Here is a 14902-nt window from a genome sequence, read left to right as displayed (position 1 = left end):
ATGCCAGCAGAGAGCAAAGCGAAGGTCATCGAAAGAAACCGCGCCCCGCGCGTGCAGATCGCCTATGACGTCGAAACCTACGGCAGCCCGACAACGATAGAGTTGCCGTTCGTCATGGCTGTCATTGCCGACCTTTCCGGCGCCTCGCAGACCAAGGAAGCCTCAAAGTCGGTTCTGGATCGGAATTTCGTCGAAACCGACGCCAACCGCTTTCCCAAATTCATGGAAGCGATGGGACCGCGCGTGAAGGCGCGGGTGAAGAACACGTTGCCGCAGGCCGAAGGTGCCGAGCGGGACGAGGAAATGGCGATCGATCTCACCTTCTCCAAAATGGGTGATTTCGCGCCCGACAAGATCGCCGAGCAGGTGCCGCAACTGGCCGAGATCCTCAAGATGCGGCGGCAACTTGAGGAACTGCTGGGCTTCATGGATGGCCGCGTCGATGCTGAAAAGCGCATTGCGCAGCTTCTCAACAACGAGCCTTTGCTGAGCAAGATCGCCAGCCAGGCGATGTCCGACGGCAAGGGCGAGGAGTAAGTCATGGCTGAACAGCAAAAGACCGCAGTCGCAACCGCCGAGGCGGAAGCCATAGATCTGGGTGAATTCAGCGGCCTGCTTGAAAAGGATTTCAAGGTCAGGAAGGACGACACTGAGAAGCTGCAGCAACTGGTGCGCAACCTGGCGCTGGCCGCTCAGTCCCGATCCGAGACGACGACCATCTCGTCCAACGCGATCAAGTCGATCAAATCGCTGATCGCGGGCATCGACAAGATGCTGACGACGCAGGTCAACGAGATCCTGCATGCCCCCGAAGTGCGGGAGATGGAAGGCACCTGGCGGGGCCTCTGGTACCTCATCAACAACACGGAGACGGATACCAAGCTGAAGATCCGGGTGATGAACATCTCCAAGGAGCAGTTGGCCGACACGCTGGAAGACTATGAAGGCCAGATGTGGGACCAGAGCCCAATCTTCAAGAAAGTCTACACCGACGAGTATTCGATGCTCGGCGGCGAGCCGATCGGCTGCATCATCGGCGCCTACGAGTTCTCCAACCACCCGCGCGACGTCGGCCTGCTGCGCAACATCTCGGGTGTCTGTGCCTCGGCGCACACGCCCTTCATCGCGGCCGCCTCGCCGCGGCTGTTCCGCATGGACAGCTGGCAGGAACTGCCGAACCCGCAAGACCTGCAAATGATCGTGAACAACCCGGCCTATGCCTCATGGCAGTCGCTGCGCGAGAGCGAGGACGCCCGCTATATCGGCCTCACCATGCCTCGCGTATTGGCACGCCTGCCCTACGGCTCGGAAACCGTTCCGGTGAAGGGCTTCACCTTCGAGGAAGAGGTAAGCGGCGACCACAACAAATATGTCTGGATGAACGCCGCTTTCCCGATGGGCGTGAACATCAACCGCAGCCACAAGCTCTATGGCTGGGGAACGCAGATCCGCGGCGTGGAGAATGGCGGCACGGTGCTCAATCTGCCGGTGCACGCTTTCCCGACGGATGACGGTTCAATCGCGATGAAATGCCCGACCGAAGTCGCCATCGACGACCGGCGTGAGGCGGAACTGGCGAAGCTCGGTCTGATGCCGATCTTGCACCGCAAAAACACCGATCTCGCAGCCTTCATCGGGGCGCACTCGCTTCAGGACGACGAGACCCGAGCCGGGCGTCTGGTCGACCCCGACGCCCAGTCGAACGAAAGGCTGAGCGCCAACCTGCCCTATCTCTTCCCTGTCTCGCGTTTTGCGCATTACCTCAAGGCGATCGCGCGCGACAAGATCGGCTCATTCAAGGAACGCACCGACATGGAGACTTGGTTGACCGAATGGATCAACCGCTACGTGCTGGCCAATCCCGCCTTTGCCGACGACAAGGCGCGAGCCAAGCGACCGCTCGCCGCGGCCGAGGTTCAGGTCGACAGCGTCGAAGGCAGACCCGGTTACTACAACGCCCGTTTCTATCTGCGTCCGCATTACCAGTTGGAGGGCATCAACGCCTCGCTGCGGTTGGTGTCGGAACTGCCGTCCGTGAAGGGCTGAAGCGCAGCGAAGTCATCATCCTGTTTCATTTGAAAGCGGTGGAGAAAGACAATGCCGACCACAGACAGAAACGATGCTCCTTCAATGAAGATTGATGGTTTTTTGAAAGTTCCCGACATCAAGGGGCCCAGCAAGCGCGACGGGCATGAAGACGAGATCGAAGTGCATGGCGTCGATTACAAGATGATGGCGCCTTATGATCCGAATTCGCTTTCGCGACGTGGCCGTGTGTCGATGGGAATGATCAAGTTCTTCAAGCACTACGACAAGTCGTCGCCTTATCTGAAGAAGGCGTTGTTCGAGAACAAGGCGCTCGACGAGGTGGTGTTTTCGGCACGCCGCACCATTGACGGCGAGACCAGCGACTATCTGGTCGTGACGCTCACCGACGCTTCGATCATGGAATACGACATGCGGCAGGCTCCCGACGAGGCGGACCTGATCGAGGAAGAAGTCAGCTTCGCCTACAAGAAGATCAAGTTCGTCTACGACAAGGACGACGAGATCGAAATGGACGTCTATGTCGGCAAGTGAGACCAGGCGGCCTGGCGCGAGAGCGCAACCTGGCGGCAGTTCGCGGGCAAGGCGCGAGGCGGTCCAGCCATCCCTTTGGGATCGCCTCGTCAACGACTTGCCTGGACTGACGTCGGAGATCGAGGGGTTGCGCCGTCTCTTGGATGAAGAACTCGGCGCCGAGCGCGTCGAGGCTCTTCTTGCCGGCAGCGCACGCGCCATCGACGCCGACGCCGAACTCACATCCGAGCAAAAACGGCGCCTGCACCGGCTGGTCTTCCAGAGCCAGCATCGCGCCGAGATCGAAGGCCGCGGCGTGGTCGTTTCGGCACGAGTATTGAGAGAGGCCGTGCGCCGCGACATCGAGGCCCTGTTCAACACCGAGCGCTTCGAATCCGTACCGATGCTCTCCGACGCCGAACACGAACAGCCCCTGGACGAACTGCCCTCGCTCGCTGACTTTCCGCAGGTGCGCCGCAGCGTGGTGAATTTCGGGGTGCCGTCTTTTTCCGGCCGTTCGTCGCGGGATTTCGACCGCGATTCCCTGGCACGAGAGATCCGCGCGGTGCTCGCCACCTTCGAGCCGCGCCTGAAGGAGAGTGCCACAATCGTCAACGTCACGCTCGGCGACAAAAACATCGGTCTCAAGATCGAGATCGACGCGGTGCTGATCATGGCCCCCACACCGGAGCGTATGCGCCTGCGCACCACGATCAATCTCGACAACGGGCTGGCACGAACCGAATTCAGGGAGACCTGAGATGGATCGGGTCTTTGTGGAGTATTACGAAGAGGAACTGACCCATATCCGCGCCCTGGCGGCGGAATTCGCAGACATGCATCCGGCGGTCGCCCGCAATCTTTCCCTCGACACGGTCCCATGTCCCGACCCTTATGTCGAACGGCTGCTCGACGGCGTCGCCTTCCTGGCGGCGCGGACCCGTCTGAAGGTCGACGCGGAGCGCTCGCGTTTCTCGCGCGCCGTGCTCGATGTGCTTTACCCCGATCTGGTCGCGCCAGCGCCGGCGACGGCGATGGCGGTCCTGAAACCCGGCCAGCAAGTGCAGTCGATGCTCGCAGGTCACGCCATCGCGCGCGGCACACGATTGGTCTCTGCCCTGCATCCAGGGCTTTCGACACGCTCCACCTTTACCACCGCGCAGGACGTGACGCTGTGGCCGATCGCCGTCACCTCGGTCAGCTATTTCCAGGATCGCAGCGCGCTTGCCGCCGCCGCGATCGCGCCGATCGGCGGCGTGCGCGCCGAGGCGGCGTTCCGGGTCACGCTCGCCCGGACAGGAAAAGGCAAGCTCAGCGACTTGTCGCTTGACTGTCTCGACCTCTATTTCGCCGGGCGCGCCAAGGCGCCGGTGCTTTTCGATGCAATCTTCGGCGCCTGCTCGGCGCTCGGCGCGCGCGCGCAGGGCAAGGCCAATCCGCTAACAGCGCTGCCCGACCCCGAAATGATAGGCATTCGCGACGACGAAGCGTTGATGCCACGCACCCGTGCGACCTTCGAGGGCTATCGGCTTCTGCGCGAATATTTCATGATCCCGGAGCGCTTTCATTACGTACGGGTCGCTGGCCTCCAGCCGGTGGTGCGCACATGTGAGGCGGCGATCGAGATCATCTTCCTGTTCCGGCGTGCGGTGCCCGAACTGGCCGATGTGACGGCTGCCGATTTCGAGCTGTTCGTGACGCCGGTCATCAATCTCTTCGAACGCGAATGCAACGACATCGAGATCGATCCGCGCAAAACCCGTCAGGTGCTGCATGCCGACCGCACCCGGGCGCGGGATTTCGAGATCTTTCGGGTCACACAGGTTGAGGATGCCGACGCCGAAAGCAGCGAGGCGACGATTCCCGAATTGTTCAGCCTGGGCCAGAACCGCGGCAGCGGCTGGGTCTATTCGACCGAGCGGCGTCCGCGCCGGGCCACCGAAGACGAGCGGCGCGACGGCCTGACCCGCACCTCCTACACCGGCGACGACGTCTTTATCGCCGTCTCGCGGCCGGCAGGAAGCGTGCCAAACCGGCTGCTCAAGCGTCTCGGCATCGTGGCGCTTTGCACCAATCGCGACCTGCCGATCCTGGACGACACACCGACGCTGACGCTGGAGACGGCAGATCCAGTCGAAACGGTGCGCTTGCTTGGAGCGCTGCGGCCGCCGCAGCCGGCCATCCCGGCATCCCTGCCGGGCGGCGCTGACGGCGAATCGCGCGCCGACAATCTCGCCTGGCGTCTGGTGGCCCAGCTCTCGCTCAACTTCCTCAGCCTTGCCAAGGAAGGGCGGGGTGTCGATCCGCTGCATGCCTTGCTCGACCTCTATGCCGATCGGGGCGATCCGGCCCTTGCCCGCAACGTGCATTCGATCGTGCGCATCGATTCGCGCCCGGTGATCGAGAGGCTGCAGATTGACGGGCCAATGTGTTTTGGACGCGGCACCGAGGTAACGCTGCATGTCGACCAGTCCGTGCTGGCGGGGCAAAGCTCACTGCTGCTTTCGGCCCTGCTTTCGCGGCTGTTCGCCCGCCATGCGGGGATAAATGGTTTTGTGCGGACCCGTACGCGGTTGCTGCAGAAGCAGGAGGATGTGCCATGGCCGATGACGCCCGGCAATCGCTACCTGATCTAGCGCAGCCCGCAACGGTCGCGGCCGAAATGTTGTCGGAGGACTTCGATTTTTTCGAGTTGCTGCGACGGCTGGAGCAGCGCCGCGGGTTGTTCGGCCATTCCGGAACGGCCGAGCGCGAGCCGGCGAGGCTGGGCCAGCATGTGCGGCTGAGCTTCTCGGCGCGCGACGTCGTCAAGTTCCAGGAGGGCGGGGACAAGGCCCTGGCAAGGGTGACCGTCGCCAATCTGGGGCTGCTTGGACCGGAAGGACCGATGCCGCTGCATCTGACGCGCTGGGTGCTCGATCGGCTTTCGCAGCGCTGGTTCACCGGAGCCGACGCCGAGCAGACCAGCGACACGACCTTCGTCGATTTCGTCAACATCCTGCAGCACCGCATGATGGCGCTCTACTACCGCGCCTGGGCCGACGCGCATCCAGCGGTGCAGGTCGAGCGTTCCGTCGGCGGGCGCGTTCGCGCCATGCTGGAGGCAATGTCCGGCATCGGCCTGCCCGGCACGCAGGATCCCGAACTCGACGCTGTGCGACTGCGACAGGCTGGGTCGCTGGCCAGTCAGGTCGACGGCGTGGAGCGGCTTACTTTGTTCCTTACCACCGCCTTCAAGGTTCCGGTGCGGATCAAGGAGTTCGTTGCCGCCTGGATCCCCGTACCGACCCCATTGCAGACGCGTCTCGGCAAGGCCTATGCCGGACTTGGACGCGGCGCGACGATCGGGCCGCGGGTGTTCAGCCGCCAGAGCAGGATCGAATTGCGCGTCGGTCCGTTGAGCCTCGACGAGTTCAAGTCGTTCTTGCCTGGCGAGCGGCGTCTCGGCCTGTTCAAGAAGGCGGTGCGCGATATGATCGGCGAGGCGCTCGATGTCGATTTGCGCATCGTGCTGGCGCGCGATGCCGTACCGCCGCCCCGGGTCGGGACCGTCCAGCTTGGCCGCACGGCCTGGCTGGAACGGCCCGCGAGTACGGGCGACGCCGACGATCTGAGATTGCACACTATCGTCGGCTGGCGGCCGCAAATGCCGGAGGCGGCCGCATGAGCCTGCTGCTGACCCTGGAACAGGGCCCCCGCTCGCAAGTGGTCCGGCAGAGCCGGCTCGACGAGGGCGAGTTGGTGATCGGGCGCAGCGCAGATGCGGGCTGGCAGATCGACGACCCGGATATGTTCGTCTCGCGCGCGCACTGCACGATCAAGGGCGACCGGGACGGCTATTTCGTGACCGACACGTCGAGCAGCGGATTGTTTGTCGACGAAGCCGACAGCCCTCTTGGACCTGGCAGGTCGATGCGGCTGCAGAACGGCATGCGGCTGCGCATGGGCGACTATGTGTTTCATGTCGAGGTTCAGTCCAAAATGAGCCAGACCGCGGTCGGCCAGGCCCCGGCCGCCAACCATCCCACGCCGGCGTGGTCGCCTCCGGGAGCACGAACGCCAGCCAGCATCGGCGGCGACGACTTCTTCTCGGTCAAGATCGAGGAAGAGCCGCGCAAACCCCGCCCGGCGGATCTGCCGAACCCGTTCGAGCAGCCTGTCCCTGGGGCTTACGATCGCGCATCGAACCAGCGCAGTTCGCCTGCCTTCGATGACCCCTTCAGCCTCGATCCGGTGGCGACGCCGCAGGCCGGTGACGGCCCTGCTGCGGGTCAGCCGGATCCGTTTGGGCTGGGTGACATGTCTTCGCGCAACGATGCGTCCTGGCAGCCGGCGAAGCCGGCCAGCTTCGATGACGATTTCAGTTTCGGCCCCCCCGCTGCGCCGCCTGTCACCAACGGTGCCGATCCGGCAGGACGTGCCCGGCACCACGTTGAAAAGCCGCGCGCCGACAATCCTTGGGACATGCCGGTGCAGGCAGCCGCATCGCCGGCGCCGCGCCGCGCCGCGCCAGCGTCGAAGCCGGCGCGCGCTGCGCAGCCAGTGCCAAGCGATATGGCGCTTCGTGCCGCGTTCTTGCGCGGTATAGGCGTCGAGGAGGCTGATTTTCCCGCGCGCGATGCGATCGCCGAAATGGAAAAATTCGGCCGTGAATACCGGCTGATGCTGGATGGCTTGATGCAGTTGCTGCGCAAACGCGCCGAGGAGAAGGGAAGCGCGCGCGTCGCCCAGACTGTGGTCGGCGCCTCCGAGGTCAATCCGCTTAAATTCCTGCCGACGGTCGAGGATGTCGTCGTCACCATCATCTCCGAACGCAGCCCGGGCTTTCTCTCAGGCGAGGCGGCGATCAGCGACGCGGTGAAGGACCTTGCACAGCATCACGTACGCGCCTGGCGGGGCGTTCAGGCGGCACTTCGGCGCATGATCGACCGTTTTGATCCAGCCGCCATCGAAGAAGAGCTCAAATCCAATTCCGCCATCGGCAATCTGCTCTCGGGCGGGCGCAACGCCAAGCTGTGGGAGCTCTATCAGAGACGCCATCGCGACATCGCCCAGAGTGCGGAATCGAGTTTCCTGGGCGAGATCGGCACAGACTTCAGGGACGCATATGAGGAGGAGTAGGATATGATCGACAGACGCGAATTCGTCGTTGCCCTCGGCGCTACGGGGCTGCTTGCGGCTTGCCAGAGCGGCCCGCCGAAACCATCGGTTATCTCCGTCAATGTGACCGGCGGTGCGGGGATGAATCCAGGGCCGGGCGGCGGCGACCGGCCGGTAACGGTGCTGGTGATGCGGCTTGCCAGCACCGGCAAGTTCAACTCGGCCGACTATTTCGCGCTGCAGGGCGACGCGGGCTCGGCCCTCGGTGCCGACCTCATCGGCTCCGACGCCATCTCGGTTGCGCCTGGCAAAACGGTGGCCAAGACCATCACGGTCGAGCCGAACGCGACGGCGCTCGGCTTCGTGGCGCTGATCCGCGAGCCAGGCGGACGCAACTGGCGCACCACCAAGTCAGTGTCGCCAGGGTCGAAATTCACCGTCAACGTCAGCCTGGGCAAGGGCGGCATTTCCGCCTAGCGGCAAGCAGCATATAGTTGCGTGCAGAAAGTAGCGGCATGAGCGATGCAAACAGGGTGCTGTGGTCGGAGGGCCTGTTTCTCAGGACCCAGCACTTCCAGCAGCAGGATCGGTTCTTCGAAGGCATGGTGCGCGGCGCATTGCGGGCCGGCCAGCTCCATACTTTCGGCTTCCAGCAACTGACCCTCGACCAGTCGCTGCTTGACGCCGGTCAGGTTTCGATCGTGTCCGCCCGGGGCATTTTCCCGGACGGCACGCCTTTTTCCATTCCCGACCTGATGGATGCGCCGAAGCCGCTGCCGGTCACACCCGACACGGGCGGCGGGCCGGTGCTGGTCGCACTGCCGCTCGAGCCCCCCGGAGGCGTGGGATTCGACCCGGCGCATGCGGCGTCGACGGGCGCGCGTTACCATGGCAGGATCGTATCGGTGCGCGATGCCGTCCAAAGTGCCGGCGATCCCGAGGAGATCGAGATCGCAAGGCCGCAAGCGGCGCTGCTTGCGCCCGGCAAATCGGTCGGCGGCTATACCGCCTTGCCGATCGCCGACATCAAAGGTGTACGCGCCGACGGCGGCATCTCGCTCGACGAGACGTTCCTGCCGCCGACGCTGATCACCGGCGCGGTCCACTGGTATAGGCAATTGCTGCAGGAGGTCGTCACCGGCCTCGAGCAAATCGGCGAAGCGCATGGCAAGATGGTGATGGGCGGCGCCGGCCGCAGCGTAGAAGACCTCTTGATGCTGCACCTGGCCAATGCCGCTCGCCCGCGCCTTGCCCATATGCTGGCGCAGGATGTCTTTCATCCAGCCGAACTCTATCTCGAACTTGCCGGACTCGCCGGCGAGATGGCAACCTACGGCTCGAGCTCGCGCCGGCTCGGCGATCTGCCGCCCTACGACCACATGGCCCCCGGCCCCGCCTATATGGCACTGGCCGACGCCCTGCGTTCGCTCATCCTCAGCCTGCGCTACTTCGAACCGAAATCGCGCGCGCTGCCGGTCATGCGGCACGCCACCAATGTCTGGAAAGTACGCATCGACAACCCAAAGCTTTTGCTCGCCAGCCGGATCGTCATCCGCGTGGGATCGGAGCTTTCGGAAGACGCGCTGCGCAAGATCTTCGTCAACCAGGCGACAGTCGGCGCCGCGGACCAGTTCGAAGGGCTTTGGAAGTCGCGCCTGCCGGGCATTCCGCTCAAACCGCTCCATTCGCAGCCACGCGAGATTCCCTATGATGGCGACCGGCTGTGCCTGGAGCTCGATCAGAAGAGCGAGCATTGGGCCTCCTTGCTCGACGCGCCCGGATTTGTCATTGGCGTTTCCGGAGTCCTGGACAGCGAGCCGCAGGTCGACTGCTATTCGGTGAACAGGTGATGAGCCGGGATGATCCTTTCGGCCTGTCGGAGGATCGCGAGCGCACGCGCATCAGGCTGGCGGGCGTTGCGCCGCGGCCGCTGGCGCCGCTGACGCCAGGCGCACCGGTCAAGAGGGCGCGTGTTCATCCCAACCCGCTCATCAACATCTTCGCGCCACTGCTCGAATTCGCCCCCGAGCTCGAAAGCGCTCTGGCGCCGGAAAACCCCGAAGCAATGCGCACACGCCTGCTCGACGAGTTGGTTCAGGCGCGCGACGCCGTTATGGCAGCGGGCTCCTCGCTGGAGCGCGCCGATCAGGCGGCATGGGCCGTGGCGGCATTGCTCGACGACCTCGCGCTCAACACGCCATGGGGCGGCGCCAGCGCCTGGCCGCGACAGCCGCTCGTGGTCATGCTGCGTGGCGACGTCGATGCCGGCACCCAGTTTTTCACCCGCCTTGACGAGCTCGAGCGCCATCCCAACCGTGACCGCGAGATGCTGGAGCTTCAGTATTACTGCCTGGCGCTCGGCTTTCGTGGCAAGTATCGGGTGCCCGGCCGAGCCGGCGACCGCTCGCTCACTGGTGTGCGTGTGGCAGCCGCGCGCGTCCTTCGCAATGCCGACGCCGACAGCGCGCCACTGTCGCCGAACTGGAAAGGCGTAATCGCTTCCGACGAGCCGCAGCGCTTCATCGTCCCGATATGGGTGATGGCCCTTGCTGCAATTGCCATCGTCGCCGCCGCTTATATCGGCCTGTCGATGAGCTTGAGCAGCCAGGCGGTTGAACTGTCCGCACTGGTCCGCACCCTGCCGCCGGCCTCTCGGGCGGACGTTACCCGCGCCGCACCAAAGCAGGATGCGCCCGAACCTGAACCGCCACAGGCGGTCGATTTCGCGCTTTTGCCCGCATTCAAGGCCGAAGCGCCGGCAAGCCTCAAGGGCGCGCTCAGCGGCACCGAGAGCGTCTCGCTGGCCAAGCTGATCATCCAGTCCTCCAACCCAGAGCTCTTCCAGTCCTCGCGGCCGACACTGTCCCAAGGCTATGAGCCGCTGATCGCCTCGATCGCCAAGGTGATCCTCGCCAATCAGGAGCTGACTGGAAACATCACCATCATCGGCCATACCGACAATGTGCGCCTGCAGCGGTCCAACCCCCTGGCGAGCAACCAGCGGCTCTCGGAGGCACGCGCGCAGACCATAGGGGACCTCCTGGTACAGGCTGGCGTGCCACAGGCGCGCATCCATTCCGAGGGCCGCGCCGACACCGATCCGGTGGCCGACAACTCGACGCGCGAGGGCCGCGCGCTTAACCGGCGCGTCGAGGTCCTGGTCGAGAAGAGGCTCTGAGATGTTCATCCTGCGCTTCCTGTGGGCGGTCATCACCTCGCGATTTCTGTGGACCCTGATCGGCATTGCACTGCTTTCGCTGTTGATCTGGGTGTTCGGCCCGATCGTAAGGGTCGGTCCCTACGCGCCATTCGAATCCGACAATGTGCGCATCGCCATCGTCGTCGGACTGATCTTCTTATGGCTGATCTGGCTGATCATCGCGCAACGGCGCGCCATTCGCGCCAATCGCATGTTCGTCGCCGAGATCGCAGCTCCCGTAGCCGAAAAACAGCTCACCCCTGGCGAGGAGAGCGTTGCAGCCGTCGGCGCCAAGTTCGGCGAGGTGATGGCCGAGCTCAAGCGGCGCAAGCTCGGCGGACGCAAGTTCCTGCGCGAAATGCCATGGTATGTGATCGTCGGACCTCCGGCCACCGGCAAGACCACCGCGTTGCGCCAATCGGGTCTCAATTTTCCAATCGACCTTACCGACGATTTGCAAGGCGTTGGCGGCACGCGCAATTGTGACTGGTTCTTCTCCGAAAACGCGGTGCTGATCGACACCGCGGGGCGCTACGTCCAGCAGGAGAGCCAGCCGGACGTCGATGCTGCGGAATGGCTGGGCTTCCTTGACCTTTTGAAAAAGCACCGCGGCCGCCGAGCACTCAACGGCGTCATTGTCGCGCTGTCGATCGACGCGCTCTCGGAGGGCGAGGAAGCGATCAAGGCGCACGGCCGCAAGATCCGCCGCCGACTGGCCGAGCTGAATGATCGGCTAGAGATCCGCCTGCCCGTCTACCTGATGCTGACCAAGGCAGACCTGATCAAAGGCTTCGAAGCCTTCTTCGGTGGCTTGTCGACAAGCGCGCGCGAGCAGGTATGGGGAACAACCTTTCCGCTCGAGGCCCAAGTCAACGCCGGCACGATCCTGGCGGAGCTCTCCAGGCTCGCCACCGAGCTGGAGCGGAGGTTGGTGCCACGCCTGGAAGACGAAGACAAGCTCGCCTCGCGCGCCGAGATCTTCCGCTTTCCAGCCCAGCTGGCGAGCCTCGGCGAGCCGATCAAGACATTGATCGAGGCAATATTCGGCGAAAGCCGCTATGAGGAAGCCGGCTGGTTGCGCGGGCTCTATCTAACATCGGCGACCCAGGAAGGCGCTCCCATCGACCGGCTGACCGCGGCGTTGTCCTCCTCCTTCGGCCTGCCGCCGCGCCGCGCCATAGCGGCGGCGCGCGTTGAGAGGCGCAGCTTCTTCCTCAAGAACCTTCTGACCGAGGTTATCTTCAAGGAGGCCGGCCTTGGTACGTTCGATCCGCTAGCGCAGCGTCGCCGCGCCTGGATGTGGCGCGGGGCTGCCGCCGCCTGTGGGCTCGCGGCTCTGCTGGCTGGCGGCCTGTTCACCTGGTCCTACCTCGACAACCGCAACGCGATTGCCGAACAGGCCGGCCAGTTCGAAGCCCTGCAGGGGCCGCTCACCGAGGTGGCCGCCATGCCGGCTGCGGTCGAGCAGCCGACCTTGGATGGCGCGCTGTCGGCGATGGGCGCAGTCGCGACGGCTCGAACGCCGCCGCCAGACGCCGTCCATAACCTGCTCGGGCCGACCGCTTCGGCGGAGTTGATGCGCGCACAGACGGATACCTACGACCATGCGCTGCGCAACGTGCTCGAGCCGCATATGGTCGCCCTGCTCGAGGCCACGATGTGGCGGCAAATCCGCGATCCGGACTTCATGCTCGGCGCGCTGAAGACCTACCGGATGATGACCGGCCTGTCGCAAATGGACACCGATTTCGTCCAGAACTGGTGGGTGAACAGTCTGCCGCAATTCGCGCCGGCTCCGCCTTTCCCCACAGCCGACGCCGAAGAGCACCAAATCGCCGCCATCCGCCGCATGGCAGTCGATGACAGCTACATCGCCCCGGACAAGGCACTGGTCGCGGAGGCGCTGAAGACCGTGTGCACGATCTCACTGCCCGAGCGCGCCTACAGGCAACTCCTGGCCGACCCGGAAGTAGCAGCCATCAAGGAATGGGCGCCGGCCAATTTCGCCGGGCCGAATGGCGCCAAGGTGTTCGCGCGCCGTTCCGACAAAACACTGCGTGTCGGCGTTCCAGGCCCCTATACCTATGCCGGCTTCCATGACGCGGTCCTCGACCGAGTCGAGGATGTCGCCGGCCAGGCCGCGTTGGACCGGGCGGTGTTTGCCGGCGGCTGCGAGGAGAATTCGGAGACGTCGGTCTCGGCGCTCTCCCAGGACATCCTGAAGCTCTATTACGACGACTATATCGCGCAGTGGGACTCTTTCCTGCGCGACATGCGGCTTTCACCGCTGACCGATCTCAACATAGCCAGTGAGAACCTCAAGGATCTGTCAAGCGCCGACTCCGCGCTGAAGCGCCTGTTGACGGCAGTGGTGCAGGAGACCGACCTCACCCGTTCCGACGAGGCGCCGGCCGATGGCCAAAGCGGCGCTGCCGCCAAGACCGGTTCGAAGCTGCTGAGCAAGCTTGGCAAGCTCGGCAAGGTGGTGACCTCAGGCGCCAAGCTCCTGCCTCGCGCCGGCTCCGCCAACCAGGTGGACATGACCGGCAGCCTGGTGGCCGACCATTTCAAGCCGCTCAAGGGCACCATCGCACAGGTCGACGGCCAGCCGCCGGCGCTCGACGCGGCGATCGTGGCGCTGACGGCTCTGTCGAACGTTCTGCAGACGGTCACCGCCAATCCCAACCCGCAGGACGCGATCAAGAAGCAGGGCGGCCTTGCCGAACTGACAGGCGCGGTTGCGAGACAAGCACAGATCCTGCCCTCGCCGGTCAACGACTGGCTGGGCGGTATTGCCGGCGACACCAGTGGCTTGTCGCAAAAGGCTGTAACCAACGAGCTCAATGCCATCTGGCGGGCCGACATACTCCCCTTCTGCCAGGCGGCACTCAACAACCGCTATCCATTCAGCGCCGACAGCGCGGTCGACGTCAACGTGCGCGACTTCCAGCGGCTGTTCGGGCCGACCGGCCTGATCGATGCTTTCATCAACGACCATCTGATCAACTATGTCGACACCGCCAGCGAGCCGTGGAAATGGCGGGCCGATTTCGGCCTCGACCCGGCGGCGCTCGCAGCGTTCGAGCAGGCCAGGCATATCCGCGACGACCTGTTTCCAGGCGGCACCGGCCCGGTGATGAATTTCACCCTGGAACCCAAGGACCTCGCACCCGGCGCGGCGCGGGTGACGCTCAACCTCGATGGCCAGAACCTCGTCTACTACAACAATGCAACCAGGCCGCAGCCGATGACGTGGCCCGGCAAGGACGGGACCGGGGTGATCTCGCTTGCCTTCCAGCCGGTCGACGGCTCGCCCGAAGTGATGCTCAACGAAACCGGCAGCTGGGCCTGGCTCAGAATGCTGCGCGGCGGCCGCTTCGCGGCGACCAAGCTCACCGACGTCTATAGCCTGCGGCTCGGTACGAAGGGGATGTGGGCCGACTTCGAGCTCAAGGCGGCCAGTGTCGAGAATCCATACACACTCGAAATGTTCAAGAAGTTCACATGTCCGCCGCAGATCTGATCATTGGCTTTTTCGGCAAGATACCGGCGACCGGCGATTTCGTCGCCTGGAACTTGCCGCGGACTTTCATCGACCGATGGGACCGGTGGATGTCAATGGAACTGCGCGCGCGACCCGATGAGGGCGAGTTAGACTCGCGCGCATGGCGTTTTGTCATTCAGGAAGGAATTTTTAGTGACCAACCCTGTGCCGGCGCCTGGCGAATGAGCGAGGACCGCGTCGGCCGGCGCTATCCTTTCGCGGTCATTAGGCTGGGTCCCCCCCCTGATCCAGGCGACCCCTGGTTCGATGCGGTGGTTGCATCACTTCAGGGATGCGTGGCCGACCATTGGTCCCAGGGAAGGTTGACGGAGCATCTGGAGGAATTGCCCGCACCAAGCCCCGGCGCAGGGTCGTCGCGAATTGTCTTCTGGAGTGACGACTGGGAAGTGAAGGAGTTCAGCTTCTCCGACATTCACGACCTGGCCGCAAACGCTTTACCCGGCATGCGTGCGGCACCGGCTCAAACGGTGGAATTCTAG

The 14902-nt window shown here is 64.1% G+C and carries 12 protein-coding genes; all 12 read left to right on the top strand.

Annotated features, from left to right (window positions below):
* The 12 genes from tssB to tagF all read left to right on the top strand — a co-directional run bounded on the left by tssB (position 1) and on the right by tagF (position 14902).
* Positions 1-537 carry a type VI secretion system contractile sheath small subunit gene (gene tssB, locus FJ936_RS28915; RefSeq protein WP_140620028.1) on the top strand — a complete coding sequence of 179 codons (537 nt, stop codon included), beginning with the start codon at positions 1-3 and terminating at the stop codon, positions 535-537.
* Between the two features lie 3 nt (positions 538-540).
* Positions 541-2046, top strand: a complete 1506-nt coding sequence (gene tssC / locus FJ936_RS28910) for a type VI secretion system contractile sheath large subunit (RefSeq protein WP_140620043.1) — start codon at positions 541-543, stop codon at positions 2044-2046.
* An 84-nt stretch (positions 2047-2130) separates the two neighbouring features.
* On the top strand, positions 2131-2580 hold the full coding sequence (locus tag FJ936_RS28905; protein ID WP_181166515.1) for an Hcp family type VI secretion system effector: 450 nt from the start codon (positions 2131-2133) through the stop codon (positions 2578-2580).
* Complete coding sequence (gene tssE, locus FJ936_RS28900; RefSeq protein WP_140722559.1) at positions 2567-3319, top strand: type VI secretion system baseplate subunit TssE; 753 nt, start codon at positions 2567-2569, stop codon at positions 3317-3319. The genes FJ936_RS28905 and tssE overlap by 14 nt, the downstream gene beginning before the upstream one ends.
* A gap of 1 nt (position 3320) precedes the next feature.
* Positions 3321-5195, top strand: coding sequence for a type VI secretion system baseplate subunit TssF (tssF, locus tag FJ936_RS28895; protein WP_141907360.1), 1875 nt, complete (start codon positions 3321-3323; stop codon positions 5193-5195).
* The gene (gene tssG, locus FJ936_RS28890) at positions 5159-6226 is read left to right on the top strand and encodes a type VI secretion system baseplate subunit TssG (protein ID WP_140789673.1); all 1068 of its coding nucleotides are present in this window, start codon (positions 5159-5161) and stop codon (positions 6224-6226) included. The genes tssF and tssG overlap by 37 nt, the downstream gene beginning before the upstream one ends.
* Entirely contained in the window at positions 6223-7680 is a 1458-nt protein-coding gene (gene tagH / locus FJ936_RS28885; protein WP_140789675.1) for a type VI secretion system-associated FHA domain protein TagH, read from the top strand. The genes tssG and tagH overlap by 4 nt, the downstream gene beginning before the upstream one ends.
* A gap of 3 nt (positions 7681-7683) precedes the next feature.
* Positions 7684-8136 (top strand): type VI secretion system lipoprotein TssJ, encoded by a 453-nt coding sequence (tssJ, locus tag FJ936_RS28880; RefSeq protein ID WP_140620055.1) that lies wholly within the window; start codon positions 7684-7686, stop codon positions 8134-8136.
* A gap of 38 nt (positions 8137-8174) precedes the next feature.
* A complete protein-coding gene (tssK, locus tag FJ936_RS28875; protein WP_141907359.1) occupies positions 8175-9509 on the top strand; it encodes a type VI secretion system baseplate subunit TssK in 1335 nt (444 codons plus the stop codon).
* Positions 9509-10837 (top strand): type VI secretion system protein TssL, long form, encoded by a 1329-nt coding sequence (gene tssL / locus FJ936_RS28870; RefSeq protein WP_140789679.1) that lies wholly within the window; start codon positions 9509-9511, stop codon positions 10835-10837. The genes tssK and tssL overlap by 1 nt, the downstream gene beginning before the upstream one ends.
* Position 10838: 1 nt before the next feature.
* A complete protein-coding gene (gene tssM, locus FJ936_RS28865) occupies positions 10839-14381 on the top strand; it encodes a type VI secretion system membrane subunit TssM (protein WP_141907358.1) in 3543 nt (1180 codons plus the stop codon).
* A complete protein-coding gene (gene tagF / locus FJ936_RS28860) occupies positions 14363-14902 on the top strand; it encodes a type VI secretion system-associated protein TagF (RefSeq protein ID WP_141907357.1) in 540 nt (179 codons plus the stop codon). Before tssM ends, tagF begins: the two co-directional genes overlap by 19 nt.

Origin of the sequence: Mesorhizobium sp. B2-4-13 (assembly GCF_006658535.1) — a bacterium.
Lineage (GTDB): Bacteria > Pseudomonadota > Alphaproteobacteria > Rhizobiales > Rhizobiaceae > Mesorhizobium > Mesorhizobium australicum.
The sequence above is the reverse complement of the archived record's forward strand: the minus strand, read 5'-3'. Positions and strand labels throughout refer to the sequence as shown.

What these genes read in the sequence shown, in the direction of transcription:
- tssB (WP_140620028.1), top strand. Translation starts at nt 1, where the DNA reads ATGCCAGCAGAGAGCAAAGCGAAGGTCATCGAAAGAAACCGCGCCCCG.
- tssC (WP_140620043.1), top strand. Translation starts at nt 541, where the DNA reads ATGGCTGAACAGCAAAAGACCGCAGTCGCAACCGCCGAGGCGGAAGCC.
- FJ936_RS28905 (WP_181166515.1), top strand. Translation starts at nt 2,131, where the DNA reads ATGAAGATTGATGGTTTTTTGAAAGTTCCCGACATCAAGGGGCCCAGC.
- tssE (WP_140722559.1), top strand. Translation starts at nt 2,567, where the DNA reads ATGTCGGCAAGTGAGACCAGGCGGCCTGGCGCGAGAGCGCAACCTGGC.
- tssF (WP_141907360.1), top strand. Translation starts at nt 3,321, where the DNA reads ATGGATCGGGTCTTTGTGGAGTATTACGAAGAGGAACTGACCCATATC.
- tssG (WP_140789673.1), top strand. Translation starts at nt 5,159, where the DNA reads ATGGCCGATGACGCCCGGCAATCGCTACCTGATCTAGCGCAGCCCGCA.
- tagH (WP_140789675.1), top strand. Translation starts at nt 6,223, where the DNA reads ATGAGCCTGCTGCTGACCCTGGAACAGGGCCCCCGCTCGCAAGTGGTC.
- tssJ (WP_140620055.1), top strand. Translation starts at nt 7,684, where the DNA reads ATGATCGACAGACGCGAATTCGTCGTTGCCCTCGGCGCTACGGGGCTG.
- tssK (WP_141907359.1), top strand. Translation starts at nt 8,175, where the DNA reads ATGAGCGATGCAAACAGGGTGCTGTGGTCGGAGGGCCTGTTTCTCAGG.
- tssL (WP_140789679.1), top strand. Translation starts at nt 9,509, where the DNA reads ATGAGCCGGGATGATCCTTTCGGCCTGTCGGAGGATCGCGAGCGCACG.
- tssM (WP_141907358.1), top strand. Translation starts at nt 10,839, where the DNA reads ATGTTCATCCTGCGCTTCCTGTGGGCGGTCATCACCTCGCGATTTCTG.
- tagF (WP_141907357.1), top strand. Translation starts at nt 14,363, where the DNA reads ATGTCCGCCGCAGATCTGATCATTGGCTTTTTCGGCAAGATACCGGCG.